This window comes from Micromonospora rhizosphaerae (assembly GCF_900091465.1).
GTDB classification, from domain to species: Bacteria; Actinomycetota; Actinomycetes; order Mycobacteriales; family Micromonosporaceae; genus Micromonospora; species Micromonospora rhizosphaerae.
Window position 1 is genome coordinate 3,283,740 of record NZ_FMHV01000002.1, and the last position, 15,426, is coordinate 3,299,165.

Here is a 15,426-nt window from a genome sequence, read left to right on the forward strand (position 1 = left end):
GAGACCGAGGTTGCCGCACGGGGGAACGGCAACCTCGGTGGCCTGCAACGTACGACCGCGCTCGCCGCAGCGCCACAGCTGTTCGGCCCAGATAGCACTCTGGCCAGGCCCTGACCTGCCCGTTCGTCGTTGCGCGTCGCGATCACCCCCAGAGAACGGGGGAAGCCGGTGAGGGAGACCGCGAGCGTACGCCTGCCACCGGCGTGCCGCCAGATCGAAGCATCTCTTCGCGGATCAGTCCGGTCAGGGTCTGCCGACTCGGCCAGGAGCCGGTCGCCGCAACAGCCACCGACTCGGCCTGCACCCGGCGCCGTACTGCCGGGGCCAGGCCGCCCCCGTCCACCCAACAGCCCAGCTAGGAGGCCGTCATGTCCGCTCACACCGAATCCCGACACTTCCCCCAGGGGGAACTCTCTGCGGGGGACACGCCCCTGGTCGTGCTCCGCACTACCGACTCGCGTCGAACCTATCCGCGGACCCTCATCGACATCTCCCACCGCCTTCGGCCTCGCGACTACACCATCGCCTCGCTCCTCGACGAGCACACCACCCTGACCACCGAGCACCTCACCTCGATCCTGTTCTTCAACCCCACCACCTGCCGTCACCGCCTCCAGCTCCTGCGCCGCCTCGGCTTCATCGACCGGTTCATCCGCAACCGGCCCGGCGCACCCAACCCAGTCTGCTGGCTGCCCGGCCTGCTCTCCTCCCGGTACGTCGCCCTGGCCCGCGACGACAGTCCGCCAACCGCCAGGGCGCTGCGGGAACGCCAGGACCGGATCTACTCCAGCCCCACACTGGAACACCTCCTCGCCGTCAACGACGTCTTCGTCTCCCTGCTCGTGCGGGCCCGCCACCAGCCCGGTGCGGCGCTGACCCGCTGGTGGTCCGAACGCACGACCGCGGCGGCGTTCGGCAACCGCATCAAACCCGACGGCCACGGCGTCTGGACCGACGGCCACCAAGAGACCGGCTTCTTCCTCGAACTCGACCGCGGCACCGAGCCGATCGGACGCCTGGTCGACAAGCTCGCCTCCCACCGCAAGCTGCGCGCCGAGGGCGGCCCGCAGTACCCGATCCTGTTCGCCCTGCCCAGCCGGCTGCGGGAGCAGAATCTGCACCGCAAGCTCGCCGACCGGCCCGAACCGAGCCTCATCGTCGCCACCACCTCCCCGGAATTCGGGCCGGATCCGGCCGGCCCGGTGTGGCGGCTGGCCGGCAACGGACGCCACCGGCTCACCCTGGCCGACCTGCCCAGCAGCCACGGCCAGCCCGGCCCACTCGCCCCCGGGCCGGCGCAGCCCGCCGACCACCCGCTCCGGTCGGTCCTCGGCTCCGCCGCCTGACTCCCCGGCAACGGCCCAGCCAACCGGTGGCTGCTCTCGTCGCGTTCAACCGACTTCGGGCCCGTCCCGCGGCTCTGCGCGGCAGGAGACGGGCCCGAGTGCCCTGCCGTTCGGCGGGACACCGCCACGCGGCCGAACACCGCCGCAGACGGCTGCGAAGCCGCATGATTATCGAGCTTCGCGCCGGCAAGTTCCAGGGCGGCCCAACCCGCAGGAACCGGGCCAACCAGCCACCTGACCGCGACGCGCAGGCTGCGCGGTGCCGGCCGCGATGGCGGCGCGAGGAGATGCGCCGAGTGCCTCGCCGTGGGCTCGCGACGTCACGTCGGGTTACCCAACAGGCACTCGGCGGTCGGTGGCGTTGGCCAACAGCGCGTCGCGCCAGCCCAACAGGCCTTGACCGCCAGCGCCGTCAGGCAAGTGGCCGTACCCAACAGCCCAGATCAGCAGGGGTTTCCACCTGATCCGGGCGATCGATGGCCTGTTGGGTGATCGGGCTACGGTGAGGGCTCATTTACTGAAACCCCTTAAGCACCACCATCCGGGCCACGCCGCCCACGACCGCGGTCGCAACCGCCCACCCGCCATTCGGCCGGTCGGCCTGCCCCGCCCGTAGGCGCCTCGCCCACCCCACAGCACCTCCGCGCCCCGCCGCGGAATCTTCCGCGCGCCGCTGACCGCGTCGCGGTCAAGCCCTCACCTTCCTTCCCACCGGGAAGCCGACTTCGGCATGCCCATCCCCACCTCGCACACGCCTTGAGGAGGAACTCGTGCCCAACACGTCCCTGACCATCGTGTGCCTGCCCCGCGGCACCCCCACCGACCAGCTGGCCACCACCGCCGCAACCTGCCTCGCGGCCACGCCTCTGACCAGTCTCGGCAGCGCCGGGCACTTCATCGTCAACACCCGCTTCCGCCGTAGAAGCCTTCTGCAGCCTTGGAAGGACACCGCCGCCGGCGGACCCGTCCGCCTCCTCAACCTCGATGTCATGCGCGCCACCGCCCGGCGGACCTACTGGTACCGCTGGCACATCTGGAACCAGGTCGTCGACCGCACGAGGCCTGCCCAGCCCTACTGGACCTTTCTCGAACGGCACCGCGCCGACCCGGCCAAGTACCCGCTCGCCAAGGCCCAGCAGCACTACCTCGCCCAACCCCGCATCGCGAACATGCTCACCTACAACGCCCTGCCGAACAGGCTCACGGATCTGCCCACCAGCCACCTGGAGGCATTCCAGACCGGCGCGCACGGCTACGCCCACGTCGGCTGGCTCTGCGCCGTCCCGGGCAACAGCCTGCTCTGCCTCGACGGCACCTACCTGGCGACCGCCAGCGACCAGTACGCCACCCGCATGGCCTACCTGGCCGAAGCCAACCGGCGCATCACCGCGCTCCACAACCGGGACATGCTCGTCGCGCTCTGCACCCGCTAAACCCCACAGCACCCACCCGCACAGGCGAACCGGTCGATCCGGTTCGCCTGCCGGCGCTTGCAGCCTCAACCCATCCCTTCGGCCCATTCCCGGAAGGAGACCCCGTCGTGCACCTTGCCTCATTCGTGACGGCCATCCGCTGGATCGCGATCGCCGCCACAACGCTCGTCCAATCCGTCGTTGTCTCCCTACTGGTCACCAGCCGCGGCGATCTGGCCGGCGTCATCGCTGCGCTCGGCATCGCCCTGCAGGCGTTCCTGCTGGCCGGCTACCACCACCTCGCCGTACGCGCCACGTACCGCATCGCCGAGTTGGCGAAGGACCTCGCGGTCGCGGACACGGACCCCGTCACCGGGCTCTCGGTCCGCCGGGTCGCGGAACGGCACCTCTTCGACGCCGCCGGAACCGACGTGACCGTCGCCCTGATCGACGTCGACGGCATGCACGACATCAACACCGCTCACACCCACGACGGCGGTGACCTGTACCTCGCCGCGGTCGCCGAACGGCTTCTCCACGCCGCCGAACCCGGTGACCTGGTCGCCCGCCTCGGCGGCGACGAGTTCGTCGTCGTCACGCCGCGGGACCCGCAGGCCCTCGCCTGGTCCCTGGCCGCCGCGGTCGCGCCGCCGGTCACGATCGACGGCACCACGCGGCCGATGCGCGTCAGCATCGGCATCTGCCGCACCCCCGGCGGTGACCCGCATACCGCCCTCGGCCGGGCCGACCGGGCCATGTACACGGCGAAGCGCCGCGGCAGCGGAATCGAGCACTACGACCCCGTCCGCGACGGCGAGCCGCTCTCACACGGCGTGCGCCCGGCGGTCCGGCGACGCGCCCGGCGCGCCACTCGGCACACCGCCGACAACGCCTAAGAGGTCCTAACAAAATGATCTCCGGGTCTTTCGTCCCTTGTGGATGACGATCTAGAATCTCGGGCCGTGAGGCGTGGCGAGCAGCCGCCGTGGATCGTGCCGGACGGGCTATGGCAGCGCATCGAGCCGTTGCTGCCTAAACCTGAGCGCAACCCACGGCACCCGGGACGCAAGCGGATCCCGGACCGGCAGGTGCTGTGCGGGATCCTGTTCGTGCTGCACACCGGCATCCAGTGGGAGTTCCTGCCCCAACAGCTGGGGTTCGGGTCCGGGATGACCTGCTGGCGGCGCCTGGAGGAGTGGAACCGGGCCGGGGTGTGGCAGCGGCTGCACGAGCTGCTGCTGGCCGAACTCCAGGCAGCCGGCAAGCTCGACTGGTCCCGCGCCGTGATCGACTCCTCACACGTACGGGCTGCCAGACGTGGCCCAAAAGCGGCCCGAGCCCGGTCGACCGCGCCCGCCCGGGCTCGAAGCACCACGTCCTGACCGAGGGCGCCGGCATCCCCCTGGCCGTGTCGCTGACCGGCGGGAACCGCCACGACGTCACCCAACTGCTCCCGCTGATCGACAAGATCCCACCCGTACGAAGCCGCCGTGGCCGGCCCCGCCGACGCCCCGACCAGCTGTTCGCCGACCGCGCCTACGACTACGACATCTACCGCCGGGCGGTACGGGCCAAGGGCATCCGCCCCCGCATCGCCCGCCGGGGCCAACCCCACGGCTCTGGCCTCGGCGTCATCCGCTGGGTCGTCGAACGCACGATTGCCTGGTACCACGGCATGAAACGGCTACGCATCCGCTGGGAACGCCGCGACGACATCCACGAAGCCTTCCTCGCCCTGGCCACCTGCATCATCACGTACCGACACGTCACCCGGCTTTGTTAGGACCTCTAAGTCCACCACCGACCCGGCCAGCCGGCACCGGCGACGAAGGCATCGACACCTACGAAACCGGCGGTCTCAGCTCCGCAGGCCTCGACGGGCCCACTGAGGCGTACGACGCCTGGGACATCTTCCACGACACCGACCGGCTGCCCGCCACCTGGCCCAATCAGATCGGGGCCGCCGCCGGCCTGCTGCACCCCTGGGGCGACGGCCCGGCCATCACCACCGTCACCGTCCGCGCCTGAGCCTGACCCCGTTTCTCGACCAAGGGAGTAAGCGCTGATGAGCAGAGTTATCCGCGACATCGACCGCGGTGTCCGCACGATCGACGACATCGACCTGCACCTGACCGAACTCGTCTGGGACGACGGTGGTCGCAGCTTCGAGGTTCGCCGCACCGACACCGACACCGACCTCACCGAGGACGGCTGCCTCGACACGTGGCCCACCGACGACCACCTGGCCAACCTGCTGCGCGACCACGGCGGCACCTGGTCGTGCCCCGACTGCGACACCGCCATCGATACCCGTCAGACCGAACTCATCACCGACCACATCCGCGACTGCGACGCGGCCGACCGCTCCGGGGGCAGGCCCGCGTGACCGGTGAACCTGGAACCACCAGCGCACGACCGACGGCGGTGTGCCAGCGGTGCGGGACGCCCAACGACACGGTCCGCGGCGGCCACCCGTGGTGCGGCGCGTGTGGCATCTACCTGATCCACGATCCCGAGCACGGCGACTGGGTCAGCTTCGCCGAACGCGACCACCGCCGGCGTGCCGCCGACAACCAGCGGCGCATCGCCGCCAGCGCCGACCAGGTCCACCGAGCGATGTCGGCGGTTCACGGCCGGATGCCCGACGGCTGGCACGCTGTCGCCCGTCAGCACATCAGCGGCGCCCTCCATACCCTCGACGTCGAACCGGCCCCGGCCGGCGTCGACGCGATCGCCTACCTGATCCCACCCACCAGCGGATGCCGCGGATGGCAGGTGCGAGTCCACAACCGCACCCACCGGATCGACTTCCCGCTGTACCGCGACGGCGGCGCCCAAGCAGCCTCGTTCGACACCGCCTGCGACGCCCTCGACGCCGCCATCCCCGCGTTGCGCGTCGAGATCGCCAGCACCGCACATCGCTGACCGGCCACTGACCGGCCGTCCACCAATCCGTTCCTAGGCCGCCGCCCGGCCTGCACACGCGCGTCCCCTGCGCACCCCGGGCACGGCCACCGCCGTGCCCGGATTCCCAACCCATCCACAAAGGAGTCCGGCATGACCAAGCTGTTCGCTCCCCGCGCCACCGTCGTCCCGCCCACAGACCTGCACCTCGGGCAGGCCGTGCACGTCAACGCCCGCACGGCATGGGTACCGGCCACCGTCACATCGATCACGCACACCCGTATCGGCGTCGCCTACGGCGCCCAACTCCAGGCCAGCAGCCCCCTCGCAGACGCCGTCGCGCCCTGGGTGGTCCGGCCCGCCGAAGGGGTCCGTCTGCAAGCGGTGCACGAGCTGCGCACCGGCGATGACGTGGTCGCCTTTGACGCCACCACGCTCACGATCGCCGCAGTGTGGCAGGGCCGCGACCGGTGGTGGGTCATCGACTACACCAACGGCGAGCGCGCCAGCATGCCGCCGAACGCGATCCTGCGACTGACCGATCCCACGCCGACGGTCAGCGTCAACGGCATCCCCCTGTGACGCCACCCCACCGCGGGCCCGGCGTCATCGCCGAGCCGTACCCAGCGCCGAGCTCAACGACGCGGCCAGCCCGCGAACCCCCATCTGGCGCCGTTCGGCGCGAACCTCCCATCCCGCGTCCCCGGCGGCCCACCGGGCCGCCCTTCCCCCCGAAAGGCAACGCCATGACCAACACCACGCAGCAGTGTGCCGTGGCTTCCGGCCGCCCCAGCGCGCAACTCGCCCTCACCGCGCACCCGCACCGGCACCCGGAGCCGCTCGCCGCGCTCGCCGTGTCGCCCGGCCAGGCGGTCACCATCCTCCACACCGACCGCCGCGAGAATGCCGTCGTCCTGGCTCAGCCCGCCGAGACGGGCACGGTCCGTGTCCTGGTGGACGGACACGCCCGCAGCCTTCGCGCCGACATCGCCGCCGTACCGGTGACCGACCCCGCCACCGCGCTCGGGTTGGCGCAGCAGGCCGTCGCCTGGGCCTCGGCGGCCCAGCGCACCGCCGCCGACCGCGCCCGCGCTCTGGCCGAGGAGCTCGACGAGCAGCGGCGGCGCCACGTTCGCCAGCTCGCGGAGATCCGGTCCTACGCCATCGACCGGCACCGCGACGGCGACATCTGCCGGGACGGGCTCGACAAGTTCCTCGCCCACTTCGACCTCGACCAATACGATCCGCGCCACCGGGTCCGGTTCACCATCAGCGGCAGCTTCGACGTGACCCCGGAAGACGGCCGCGACGCGGGAGACACCGAGTACGACGTTCGCGAGTACCTGCGGATCGACACCGATCAGGTCGACGGTGTCGACGAGGACACCCTCACGTTCGACGTCACGGTCGACGACGTCGAGGCCCGCGGCGAATGAACGCCGGCGACCAGCAGCCCGGCGTATGTAGCAACCATGGGCCGGCCGCCGCCCCAGCCTCCTCGCCGGCCTGCTCGTCGCCCGCCTCGGCGGCGGCCGGCAGTTGCTGATCGGACCGATCGTCATCACCGGCCGTCGGGGCACCACCTGCATCAGCCTCATCACCGCCCAGGTCGACGCGGTGGTGGCTGCACTCACTCACTGCCGCTGATCCCCAACCGGCGGCTGCAAGCCGCCGGCCCAATCCCTTGCTCATTGAAGGAGGACCAACTGTGGTCGCACCCAGAAAGCTCCGGCTCACCAGCCGCGAAGACATCGTCGTCGCGGTGCCCTACCTTCTCGGCTTCCACCCACAGGACAGCCTGGTCTGCGTCGTCCTGGACAACCAGCGGATCCGGTTCGTCGCCCGGCTCGACCTCCCGCAGCCGTCCGAAGGCCACCAGCTGTCGGCGCCGGCCGCGCAGACCGCCGCGATGATCTCTCAGTACGGATCGGCGGCGATCCTCGTCGGCTACGGCCCGGCCGATCGCGTCGAACCCGCCGCCGAGGTGCTCACCACGGCACTGCTCGCTGCCCACGTCGACGTGCTCGAAGTCCTTCGAGTGGACGAGGGCCGCTACTGGTGCCTGTGCGGTGACACGAACTGCGCCGACGGAGTCGCGTACAACGCCGCGGCCAGCAACTTCCCGGCGGAAGCGGTCTATCTCGGCATCGCCCCGCTGCCCGACCGCGCCGCGCTGGAGCGCCTGATCTCGCCAGTGACTGGACCGGAGCGCGACCGGATACGCGCCGCGACCTACACCGCGCTGCGCCGGCTCACCGACATGATCGACAGCGGCGGTGTCTCGACCGCTGGCAGCCAGCAGCAGCCATCCCCGCCTGAGCACGTCGTGCGCAGCGGCATCGCGGCGGTGCAGCAGGCATACGAGTCCGCTGCTCGCGGGGAGACCTTGTCCGACGACGTCGTGGCGTGGCTGGCCGCCGTGCTCATGGTGCCGCAGGTCCGCGACCATGCCTGGACCACCTGTGACGGCAGCGACGAGCAGCGGCGGCTGTGGATCGACGTGACCCGACGGGCGACGCCGGGAACGAGCGCCGCCCCGGCCTGCCTGCTTGCCGTCACCGCCTACCTCGCCGGTGACGGCGCGCTGGCGAACATCGCCGTGGACCGGTCCCTGCGCGCCGACCCGAACTACCACCTCGCGCAGCTGCTCGGCCACGCCCTGCAGGCCGGCGTGCCGCCGGACCTGTGGCAGGCCGCCACTACCGGCAAGACCGCCGACTAACACACGCACGTCCGGTGCCCCGCGCGGGCGCCGCCGGCATCCCCGCGAACCCCACGAACGGGGTTCGCGCACCGCTTGAGGTGAGGGCAGCCGGTGGTACCCGGCTGCCCTCGACACCTCCCACCCCAGGGATTGGAGGTGTGGGCACCAGTGTCCACCCCCGCTCAGATCACCGCAGTCCTCCTGGCGATAGCGATCACCGCCGCCATCACCTACCACCTGACCCGGCGCCACACCGCCGCCTACCACCGCGCGGCGGTAACCGCCGCCGTGAACGAAGCCCGCCGCGACGACCTGACCGGCCTGGACAACCGCACCGGCTTCCACGCGGCCCTGGCCGACATCGTCGGACGGCGCCACCCAGTCTCCGTGATCCTGATCAACCTCGACGGAACCCGGGCGTTCGTGAGCCGCTTCGGCCACCGTGCGCTCGACCAACTGCTCGTCCTGACCGCCGGCCGTCTCCGACACGTCGCGTCCGCCGCCGGCGGGTCGGCGTTCCGGCTGCGGCGCGACGAGTTCGCCGTCATCCTCGACGACCGCGTCGATGCCGCTGACTACGCCGCACGCCTCGTCGCGGCCGTCGCCGAGCCGACCGAGATCCAACTCCTCGGCCCGTCGGTCACGGTCACCGTGACCGCCTGCGCCGGCGTCGCCTCCTTCTCGCCGTACGCCGACGGCGATCGGCGACTAGCGCTCATCCGCGCCGACCGCGCGATGCGCGTGGCGAAACGGGCCGGCCGCGGCCAGACGGCCGTATTCGACCCCGCGACCATGCGCGGTCCCGACGCAACGGCAGCCTCCGAAGCCGTTGACTTCGGGGAGGCGTGATGAAGAGCCGCAGGTTGATCAGCTGCCGGGTGGTGCGGCGGCCCGCGACCACCCCAGCCGGCGGGGACGCGCGAACACCTCCCACAGCTGTTCGAACAACCAGCTCAGCGTCTCGACGTACGGCGTAACGATCGCACGCGGGCTGCTGTAGAAGTCACGGTGCCGGTCCGCCGGGAGCCCGGTCTCCGTGACTACCACCCCCGCTCCGCCCCATGGACGGGCCCGGGCGTACTGGCCGGCAGCGACCCGTTGGTCGATGCCGCGCAGCCCAGCACGGATAGCGTCGAGATCGTTCACCAATTCTCTCCCACCCACTCGTAGACGTTAGCCACGCCGACGATGCCCTCGCGCTCGTACAGGCCGAGGCGCCGCTCATAGTTTCGGCCCTGGACGTCATCCAGGCGAGGCCAGATCGTCGGCAGCTCGGCGGAGGTGAACAACGCCGCCGGAACCCTCTGCCCGGACACGTCGGCCTCGAAGGCGGGAAAGCTGGACTGGTCGCGCAGCCACCCGGTCAGCGTGATCTCGGTCCAGTCGCCGGCGACGGTGACTTCGTCCTGGTTGGGCTGACCCGGCCGCAGCGTCCCGTAGGCGGCGAGCCTGTGTGAAGGCCGAACAAGCACAGCGTCGACGATTGCCTCGAGGACAGGAAGGACGACCTGCCCCACCGCCTGGTTCCGCTCGCGCCGCTGCACGTCAGGTCCAGACGGCGTCTTCTCTCCATGCTGGATGTTGTTCCGGACCACCAGCACCGCGCGGATCAACTTGTCCAGCGTCTGCGCCGTGCCAGATTTCCGCTCCTCCCAACGCAGCCAGCAATCGCGAAACTCCCGGTGCTGCCTCGACGCGCCCTGGACGATCGGCTCGGTCAGATCCGCGATCCGCTGACTCATGCCCGGCGATCCATGGTCGAGGACCAGGGGATCGAAGCGGGCAAACGCCGCCACCGCTGGGTGGCCAAGCAGACCGCGTTGGTCCGCGGCAGTCATCTCAAAAAGCAGGTTCCGGTGCTTGATCGATTCGGTGCGTCGGCCAGGCGCGTTCGGGCGATCCGGATGCGGAGAAGGCGGGGGCATCGTGCCGTCGAGACAGTTCGCCAGCTGATTGAGCGCCCGGAAGTAATCGGCGCATGCAGCCAGCTCCCAGCCGGGCCGACGTCGAGGCGCGGCTCGAGCATCGTTGATCAAATCCAGTGCGACGAGCAAACCGTCACGCAGCGACCGGCTCTGCCACCAATGGTCTCCGCCCACGGCACCGAGTATCCCGACGCCGATACTTCCGTCAACCCGCAAATCCCAGGTTCACCCAACCTCTGACCACGTGCGCCCGGATGGCGCTCAAGATATTCACGGCCAGTCGTGTTCCCCAAGCGGCCCGCCCACTGATCAACTTGATGGGCGAGCGTGGGATCTCCCGGTTCTCGCGCATGGAGGGTGCGATCGCCCGCCTGGTCCACAAGGACGAAGCCGGCGCATGAACCATCAGCCGCATGCCGACACCACACCGCACAACGCAGGGCCGGGTGCACACCGCACTGCGCAAGGAGGTGCAGCCATGACCGCCGCTGCCTCCTGCGTCACCGACGGCCACGAGCAGGTACCGGCGGTCGCCGTCCTCGTCTACTACGGCCAATGCGCGATCGTCGGCGAGCCGCTATGCCAAGACTTCACCGCCTGCCGGGCATCCGACTGCGGCCAACTCGGCGACGTGTACGACGCCGACCAACGCGCGGCGTACTGCCAGCGGCCCGCCGAGCAGTTCCAGGCCGGCGAGGCACCCCACGGCCCCGACATCGTCGAGCCGGGCTCGGCCCGCCACCCCGAACTCCTCGCCGATCCCGACACGCGCACCGCGTAGCCCCAACGCATTCCCACAAGCCTGACCGCCCTTGCCGGGCGGCGGCCTCACCTCGTGCCTACGGGCAGGCTGGGGCCGCAGGGGTCCCAACCTGTCCGCCGCCACGAGGCGGGGATAGGAGAGCCACACTGATGGCCAAGAACAACCCAAGGGCCAAGAAGCCGAAGGCCAAGAACAACCCGACGGCTGGGCGGCCTGGCCGCGGCGGCGACGATCGCGCCGAACTGCTGGCGAAGATCAAAGCCGACTTCGACGACCGGCTGGCCCGGATGGCTGCCGAACCGGCGCAGTGGGTCGAGTTCATCGACCATGTGGCCACGTTCGGCGCCCGGTACAGCCTCGGTAACCAGATCCTGCTGCTGGTCCAGGCCGAGGAGCGCGGCATCGAACCCCGCTACTTCCTGCCGTACGGACGCAAGGACGGGTCGACCGGATGGAAGGCTCACAAGCGGTACGTGCGTGCCGGGGAGAAGGCGTTCAAGATCTGGGCGCCGATCAAGCGGCGGCCGACCGAGGAACAGGCGGCCGAGTGGGAGGCGGCCGGACGCACGGTCAAGCGGGAGCCGTCCGGTCGTCCCGCCGTGCAGGTGGTCGGCTTCGGGCTGGCCAACACCTTCGAGTTGTCGCAGACCGACGGTGAACCGTTCGAGCCGCCGACCGTGTTGGCCCGTCGACGGGTCCAGAGGCGCGGGAACGGCCCGCAGTTGCTCGTCGGCGGCGACCCGACCGGTGTCTTCGACGACCTGGTCAAGCTCATCAAGGACGAGGGGTACACCTTCGAACTCGCCGCACCGCGCACCGGCTACCTGGGCGGCGCGAACGGGGTCACGGTCCGCGGCCCGGGCGTCCAGGTCGTGCAGGTCCGCGACGATGTCGACCCGGCCCAGCGGACCAAGACCACCCTGCACGAGCTGGCGCACATCCGCTGCGGGCACCTCGACGCCGCCGCGGTCGGCGAGAACGTGCACCGCGGCCGCAACGAGACCGAGGCCGAGAGTGTCGCGCACATCGTGCTGCGGGCGCTGGGCATGGACAGTGCGGCCTACAGCGATGCCTACGTGTTCGGGTGGGCAGGCGGCGACATGGACCTGCTCAAGGAATGCGCCGAAACGGTGCTGCGGGTGGCCAAGCAGATCCTGACCGACCTCACCCCGGCCGACGGCACTGATGAGTCCGATCCGACGCAGGCCGGACCCGACGAATTTGATCCGGCCATGATCGACCTGGCTGGCGCTGCGGCTATCGAGCAGGTGGCCGCGTGATGGATACCTACTCCGACGAGCGGAGCGCGCGGGCCAAGCTCGGATGGCTGTGTGAGCCGGGCGATTCCCGCCTGCGCAAGCTGCTGGCCGAGCACGGCCCGGTCGAGACGTTCGACATGCTCTCGGTGCGCGGTGTGCCGTTCGTTCCCCGGTCGGAGATCCGGCAACTGCCCGCGTCACGGCTGTGGGCTGAGGCTGCCGTCGCCGTCGAGGAGGCCCAGCGCGGCGCCGGCCGGGTGGTGATCCCGACCGACCCCGACTGGCCGACCGGACTGCGTGACCTGGACGGCGGGGAGCCGGTGTGCCTGTGGGCGCGCGGGCCGGCCCCGATCCCGCGGCAGGCGGCCTCGGTCACCATTGTCGGGTCGCGGGCCAGCAGCAACTACGGCAACCACGTGGCAGCCGACCTCGCCGCTCAGCTTGCGGGCAGAGGCTGGACGGTGGTGTCCTCCGGCGCGCTCGGGATCGACGGCGCAGTCCTGCGGGCCGCGCTGGCCGTCAGTGGTGACGCGGTCGCGGTCCTGCCCTGCGGCCTCAACCAGCTCCACCCCCACCAGCATCGCGGGCTGTTCGAACGCCTCGCCGGGGACGGCCTGCTGCTCAGCGCGTGGCCCCCAGGCGCCCGGCCGCACCTGCAGCGTGCGGCGGCCAACCAGATGCTGCTGGCGGCGCTCACGGCCGGCACGGTCGTGGTCGAAGCGTCGCTACGCAGCCGGGCGTTGCAGGTGGTCCGGCAGGCCGTCGACGTGGGCCGCGTCGGCATGGTCGTGCCTGGTCCGGTCACGTCCGCCGTGTCGGCCGGCTGCCACGAGCTGCTGCGCACCGATCCGCGAGTCCGACCGGTCGCCCATGTTGACCATGTCCTGGCCGACCTCACACCGCACCCCGGAAGCGAGCCGGACGAAGGTGGTGGTGCCGGTGACGGCGACGCCTAGCATCCCGGTGCACCTGGTCGACCGGCCCCGCTCCGGCGGACTCGTCGCCCCGTGGATCACCCCGGCCACCGCGACTGGGCTGCATCTGTTCGGCAAGCTCACCGACGTGTCGCAGTACCGGTGCCTGACCCGGACCCTGTGCCAGGTCTGCGGCCATCGGCTGGGCGAGCGGGCGGTGCTGTTCGCCCGGGAATCGGACCTCTTTTACGAGTGCACGGCCGAGCCGGCGGTCTGCCCGCCGTGCGCGACGTACAGCCGCCGGGCCTGCCCGATGCTCGCCGGCCGGCGTTCTCGATACCGGGCCAGCGAACACCCGGTCCTGGCCGGGATCTCGCTCAGCGCCGATCAGCTGCTGCGGCATGCCGCACCGGCGGAGCCCTGGTACGCGGTCTGGGTCCGCGACTACGACGTGATCCGGCACCCGGCGCAGGCCACCACGCTCGCCGCGTCGTGGCGGCGGATCCCGCCACTGCGCATCCGACCCCTGCCCACCCTGGACTGGTAACGCCAGACCCAGCTACCCGCCCGTTTGACCGTTCCGGGGATCGTGCCGGCCGCGTGCCGCAACCCCGGGGACGCCCCGGGGTGGGTACGCGGCCCGGCGCGGTTCCCCGGTGACCGAGGAAAGGATGCGGGGCCATGTTCGAGCCATCCGCGCAGATCGAGTCCCTTCTCACCGCCGTCGCCTTGAGGCAATCTGCCGCTGAGGGAATGCGGGCGATGACGCAACGGGAGTCGGAGTTCCCGAGCCCGTGGCAGGCGAAGCTCACCGGTGTTGCCCTGGACCCCTACGGTCGCGGCTTCGCTGACCAGGTCTTGGACGCTTACTGGTCAGACGAGCCGCGTCAGCAGGACACGCTGAGCTCCAGCAGCACCGACCGTGAGGTCATCATCGGTAGTGGATTCCACGCAGCGACGTACGCTGCCGTACGCGTCCTCAGTGGATACCCGAAGCCACTGGTGCTGGAGCGCAACGAGCGGGTCGGTGGCACGTTCGCCACGACCGAGCGGCCGACGTTCTACCTCAACTCCCGCAACCGCCCGGGAAGCGCCGGACTGGCAGGCGACCAGGGGGCAAGCTTGAACTACCTGCCGGGCGCACCGATCCAGGCAGCGAATGTGTCGATGATCGAGTACCAGACGAACACGGACATGGCGTTCGTGATTCGCCTCGCGTTGGCGCAGTTCGCCGACGTGGTGACCAACGCCAAGGTCCTGTCGATCGCCCGTGACGGAACAGGAGTGCAGATCGAGATTGAGGATCGCGACCCGCTGCCCGCCGGGCGGGTCGTCGACGCCCGAGGCGTGGGTGACCCTGACGACCAGGACGTCGCCAACGGCACCACGATCCTCACCTTCCCGCAATTCATGCAGCGCATGGCCGGCATGTGGCCGCTGCGCGGTGTGCGTCGTGTCGCGGTTGTCGGTGGCGGTGACTCCGCCAAGTGCGCCGTCGAGTCGTGCCTGGGCATCGCGCCGCAGCCGTTCATGGCCGCTGCCGCGCTGGACCGAGTGGACCGGATCGACTGGTACGCCGACGACCTGCCGACGACGTGCGACCAGTGGCAGGAAGACATCCGCGGCAGGTACCAGGCCATCGGTCGCTACCTGCGCCCGGACGGGTTCGGCGTCCGGCGACTCAACGTGCTGGGTCGCCGGGCACGGCCCGTCGCGCTGCCCGGCGCAGGACTCATCGATGGCCGCACGTACGACCTCGTCGTCGTCTGCACCGGCAACCGGGAGACGAACATCGACGGGCTCGACCTCGGGTCCTTCGACGAGTACGCCACTGCCGACGGGAACGTCGTTGCTCGTGAGCACTACAACCTGCCCGCGTTCCGCGTCGGTCCGCACGCAAGATTGCCCTTTAATCAGCGGGAGCGGGTAGACGGCGTCGCGAACATCGCCGCCAACGCCGTCTCGATCTTCCGAACGGCGACCAAGACAGCCGCATTGGCGGCAACGCTTCCTGCCGTGACGAGGGACTAACGCACTGACATCGTCCGGCTCGCCAACGCCGAACTCGCCGCGGATAGGGAGACCAGCTCGCCCTCACGGCTACGCCGTCATCGCCACTGGCACAACGATCAGCCCGCAGCCGGTCGCGGTCGTGGTCGCCGACTACCCGGCGTCAGCACAGCCGTGACCCAGCAACGC

Annotated in this window: 18 protein-coding genes; 16 read left to right on the forward strand and 2 right to left on the reverse strand. The window is 70.6% G+C overall.

Going from position 1 to position 15,426, the window contains the following annotated elements; genetic code table 11:
- Positions 1 to 368 precede the first annotated feature (368 nt).
- The 11 genes from GA0070624_RS15725 to GA0070624_RS15770 all read left to right on the forward strand — a co-directional run bounded on the left by GA0070624_RS15725 (position 369) and on the right by GA0070624_RS15770 (position 9,215).
- A complete protein-coding gene (locus GA0070624_RS15725; RefSeq protein ID WP_091341824.1) occupies positions 369 to 1,346 on the forward strand; it encodes a replication-relaxation family protein in 978 nt (325 codons plus the stop codon).
- Positions 1,347 to 2,116: 770 nt separating this feature from the next.
- Positions 2,117 to 2,779, forward strand: coding sequence for a hypothetical protein (locus GA0070624_RS34745; RefSeq protein WP_176731707.1), 663 nt, complete (start codon positions 2,117 to 2,119; stop codon positions 2,777 to 2,779).
- Positions 2,780 to 2,886: 107 nt separating this feature from the next.
- Positions 2,887 to 3,654, forward strand: coding sequence for a GGDEF domain-containing protein (locus GA0070624_RS34750; protein ID WP_176731708.1), 768 nt, complete (start codon positions 2,887 to 2,889; stop codon positions 3,652 to 3,654).
- A 93-nt stretch (positions 3,655 to 3,747) separates the two neighbouring features.
- Positions 3,748 to 4,541, forward strand: a protein-coding gene (locus tag GA0070624_RS15735; protein ID WP_218105384.1) for an IS5 family transposase whose coding sequence is annotated in 2 segments (ribosomal slippage) — positions 3,748 to 4,084 and positions 4,084 to 4,541 — 795 coding nt in all. Because the reading frame shifts where the segments join, the coding sequence is not laid out codon by codon here.
- Complete coding sequence (locus tag GA0070624_RS15740; protein WP_091341829.1) at positions 4,535 to 4,786, forward strand: hypothetical protein; 252 nt, start codon at positions 4,535 to 4,537, stop codon at positions 4,784 to 4,786. Before GA0070624_RS15735 ends, GA0070624_RS15740 begins: the two co-directional genes overlap by 7 nt.
- 37 nt (positions 4,787 to 4,823) lie before the next feature.
- A complete protein-coding gene (locus GA0070624_RS15745) occupies positions 4,824 to 5,144 on the forward strand; it encodes a hypothetical protein (RefSeq protein ID WP_091341832.1) in 321 nt (106 codons plus the stop codon).
- Positions 5,141 to 5,683: a hypothetical protein gene (locus tag GA0070624_RS15750; RefSeq protein ID WP_141715027.1), complete on the forward strand. Its 543-nt coding sequence runs from the start codon at positions 5,141 to 5,143 to the stop codon at positions 5,681 to 5,683. Before GA0070624_RS15745 ends, GA0070624_RS15750 begins: the two co-directional genes overlap by 4 nt.
- Positions 5,684 to 5,815: 132 nt before the next feature.
- Entirely contained in the window at positions 5,816 to 6,244 is a 429-nt protein-coding gene (locus tag GA0070624_RS15755; RefSeq protein ID WP_091341837.1) for a hypothetical protein, read from the forward strand.
- 164 nt (positions 6,245 to 6,408) lie between these two features.
- Positions 6,409 to 7,098: a hypothetical protein gene (locus GA0070624_RS34755; RefSeq protein WP_091341839.1), complete on the forward strand. Its 690-nt coding sequence runs from the start codon at positions 6,409 to 6,411 to the stop codon at positions 7,096 to 7,098.
- A 272-nt stretch (positions 7,099 to 7,370) separates the two neighbouring features.
- Positions 7,371 to 8,384, forward strand: coding sequence for a DUF4192 domain-containing protein (locus GA0070624_RS15765; protein ID WP_176731709.1), 1,014 nt, complete (start codon positions 7,371 to 7,373; stop codon positions 8,382 to 8,384).
- A gap of 138 nt (positions 8,385 to 8,522) precedes the next feature.
- Positions 8,523 to 9,215 carry a GGDEF domain-containing protein gene (locus tag GA0070624_RS15770; protein ID WP_176731710.1) on the forward strand — a complete coding sequence of 231 codons (693 nt, stop codon included), beginning with the start codon at positions 8,523 to 8,525 and terminating at the stop codon, positions 9,213 to 9,215.
- Positions 9,216 to 9,233: 18 nt separating this feature from the next.
- Here GA0070624_RS15770 and GA0070624_RS34000 read toward each other — a convergent pair whose 3' ends face one another.
- Together GA0070624_RS34000 and GA0070624_RS15780 are read right to left on the reverse strand one after the other, a co-directional pair.
- Positions 9,234 to 9,512: a hypothetical protein gene (locus GA0070624_RS34000; protein ID WP_141715028.1), complete on the reverse strand. Its 279-nt coding sequence runs from the start codon at positions 9,510 to 9,512 to the stop codon at positions 9,234 to 9,236.
- Positions 9,509 to 10,465: a gamma-glutamylcyclotransferase family protein gene (locus tag GA0070624_RS15780; RefSeq protein ID WP_141715029.1), complete on the reverse strand. Its 957-nt coding sequence runs from the start codon at positions 10,463 to 10,465 to the stop codon at positions 9,509 to 9,511. Before GA0070624_RS15780 ends, GA0070624_RS34000 begins: the two co-directional genes overlap by 4 nt.
- Before the next feature lie 304 nt (positions 10,466 to 10,769).
- On the opposite strand from GA0070624_RS15780, the gene GA0070624_RS15785 reads away from it, so the two are divergent.
- The 5 genes from GA0070624_RS15785 to GA0070624_RS15805 all read left to right on the forward strand — a co-directional run bounded on the left by GA0070624_RS15785 (position 10,770) and on the right by GA0070624_RS15805 (position 15,258).
- A complete protein-coding gene (locus GA0070624_RS15785) occupies positions 10,770 to 11,072 on the forward strand; it encodes a hypothetical protein (protein WP_091341850.1) in 303 nt (100 codons plus the stop codon).
- A 131-nt stretch (positions 11,073 to 11,203) separates the two neighbouring features.
- Positions 11,204 to 12,334 carry an ArdC family protein gene (locus tag GA0070624_RS15790; RefSeq protein WP_091341851.1) on the forward strand — a complete coding sequence of 377 codons (1,131 nt, stop codon included), beginning with the start codon at positions 11,204 to 11,206 and terminating at the stop codon, positions 12,332 to 12,334.
- Positions 12,334 to 13,269: a DNA-processing protein DprA gene (locus GA0070624_RS15795; protein ID WP_091341853.1), complete on the forward strand. Its 936-nt coding sequence runs from the start codon at positions 12,334 to 12,336 to the stop codon at positions 13,267 to 13,269. Before GA0070624_RS15790 ends, GA0070624_RS15795 begins: the two co-directional genes overlap by 1 nt.
- Entirely contained in the window at positions 13,253 to 13,774 is a 522-nt protein-coding gene (locus GA0070624_RS15800; protein ID WP_141715030.1) for a hypothetical protein, read from the forward strand. The genes GA0070624_RS15795 and GA0070624_RS15800 overlap by 17 nt, the downstream gene beginning before the upstream one ends.
- Before the next feature lie 134 nt (positions 13,775 to 13,908).
- Entirely contained in the window at positions 13,909 to 15,258 is a 1,350-nt protein-coding gene (locus tag GA0070624_RS15805) for an FAD/NAD(P)-binding protein (RefSeq protein WP_141715031.1), read from the forward strand.
- The last annotated feature ends 168 nt before the right edge of the window (positions 15,259 to 15,426 follow it).

Bases quoted from the DNA above. Each gene is read 5' to 3' on its own strand.
- GA0070624_RS15725 (WP_091341824.1), top strand. From the start codon at position 369: ATGTCCGCTCACACCGAATCCCGACACTTCCCCCAGGGGGAACTCTCT.
- GA0070624_RS15745 (WP_091341832.1), top strand. From the start codon at position 4,824: ATGAGCAGAGTTATCCGCGACATCGACCGCGGTGTCCGCACGATCGAC.
- GA0070624_RS15755 (WP_091341837.1), top strand. From the start codon at position 5,816: ATGACCAAGCTGTTCGCTCCCCGCGCCACCGTCGTCCCGCCCACAGAC.
- GA0070624_RS34755 (WP_091341839.1), top strand. From the start codon at position 6,409: ATGACCAACACCACGCAGCAGTGTGCCGTGGCTTCCGGCCGCCCCAGC.
- GA0070624_RS15785 (WP_091341850.1), top strand. From the start codon at position 10,770: ATGACCGCCGCTGCCTCCTGCGTCACCGACGGCCACGAGCAGGTACCG.
- GA0070624_RS15790 (WP_091341851.1), top strand. From the start codon at position 11,204: ATGGCCAAGAACAACCCAAGGGCCAAGAAGCCGAAGGCCAAGAACAAC.
- GA0070624_RS15795 (WP_091341853.1), top strand. From the start codon at position 12,334: ATGGATACCTACTCCGACGAGCGGAGCGCGCGGGCCAAGCTCGGATGG.
- GA0070624_RS15805 (WP_141715031.1), top strand. From the start codon at position 13,909: ATGTTCGAGCCATCCGCGCAGATCGAGTCCCTTCTCACCGCCGTCGCC.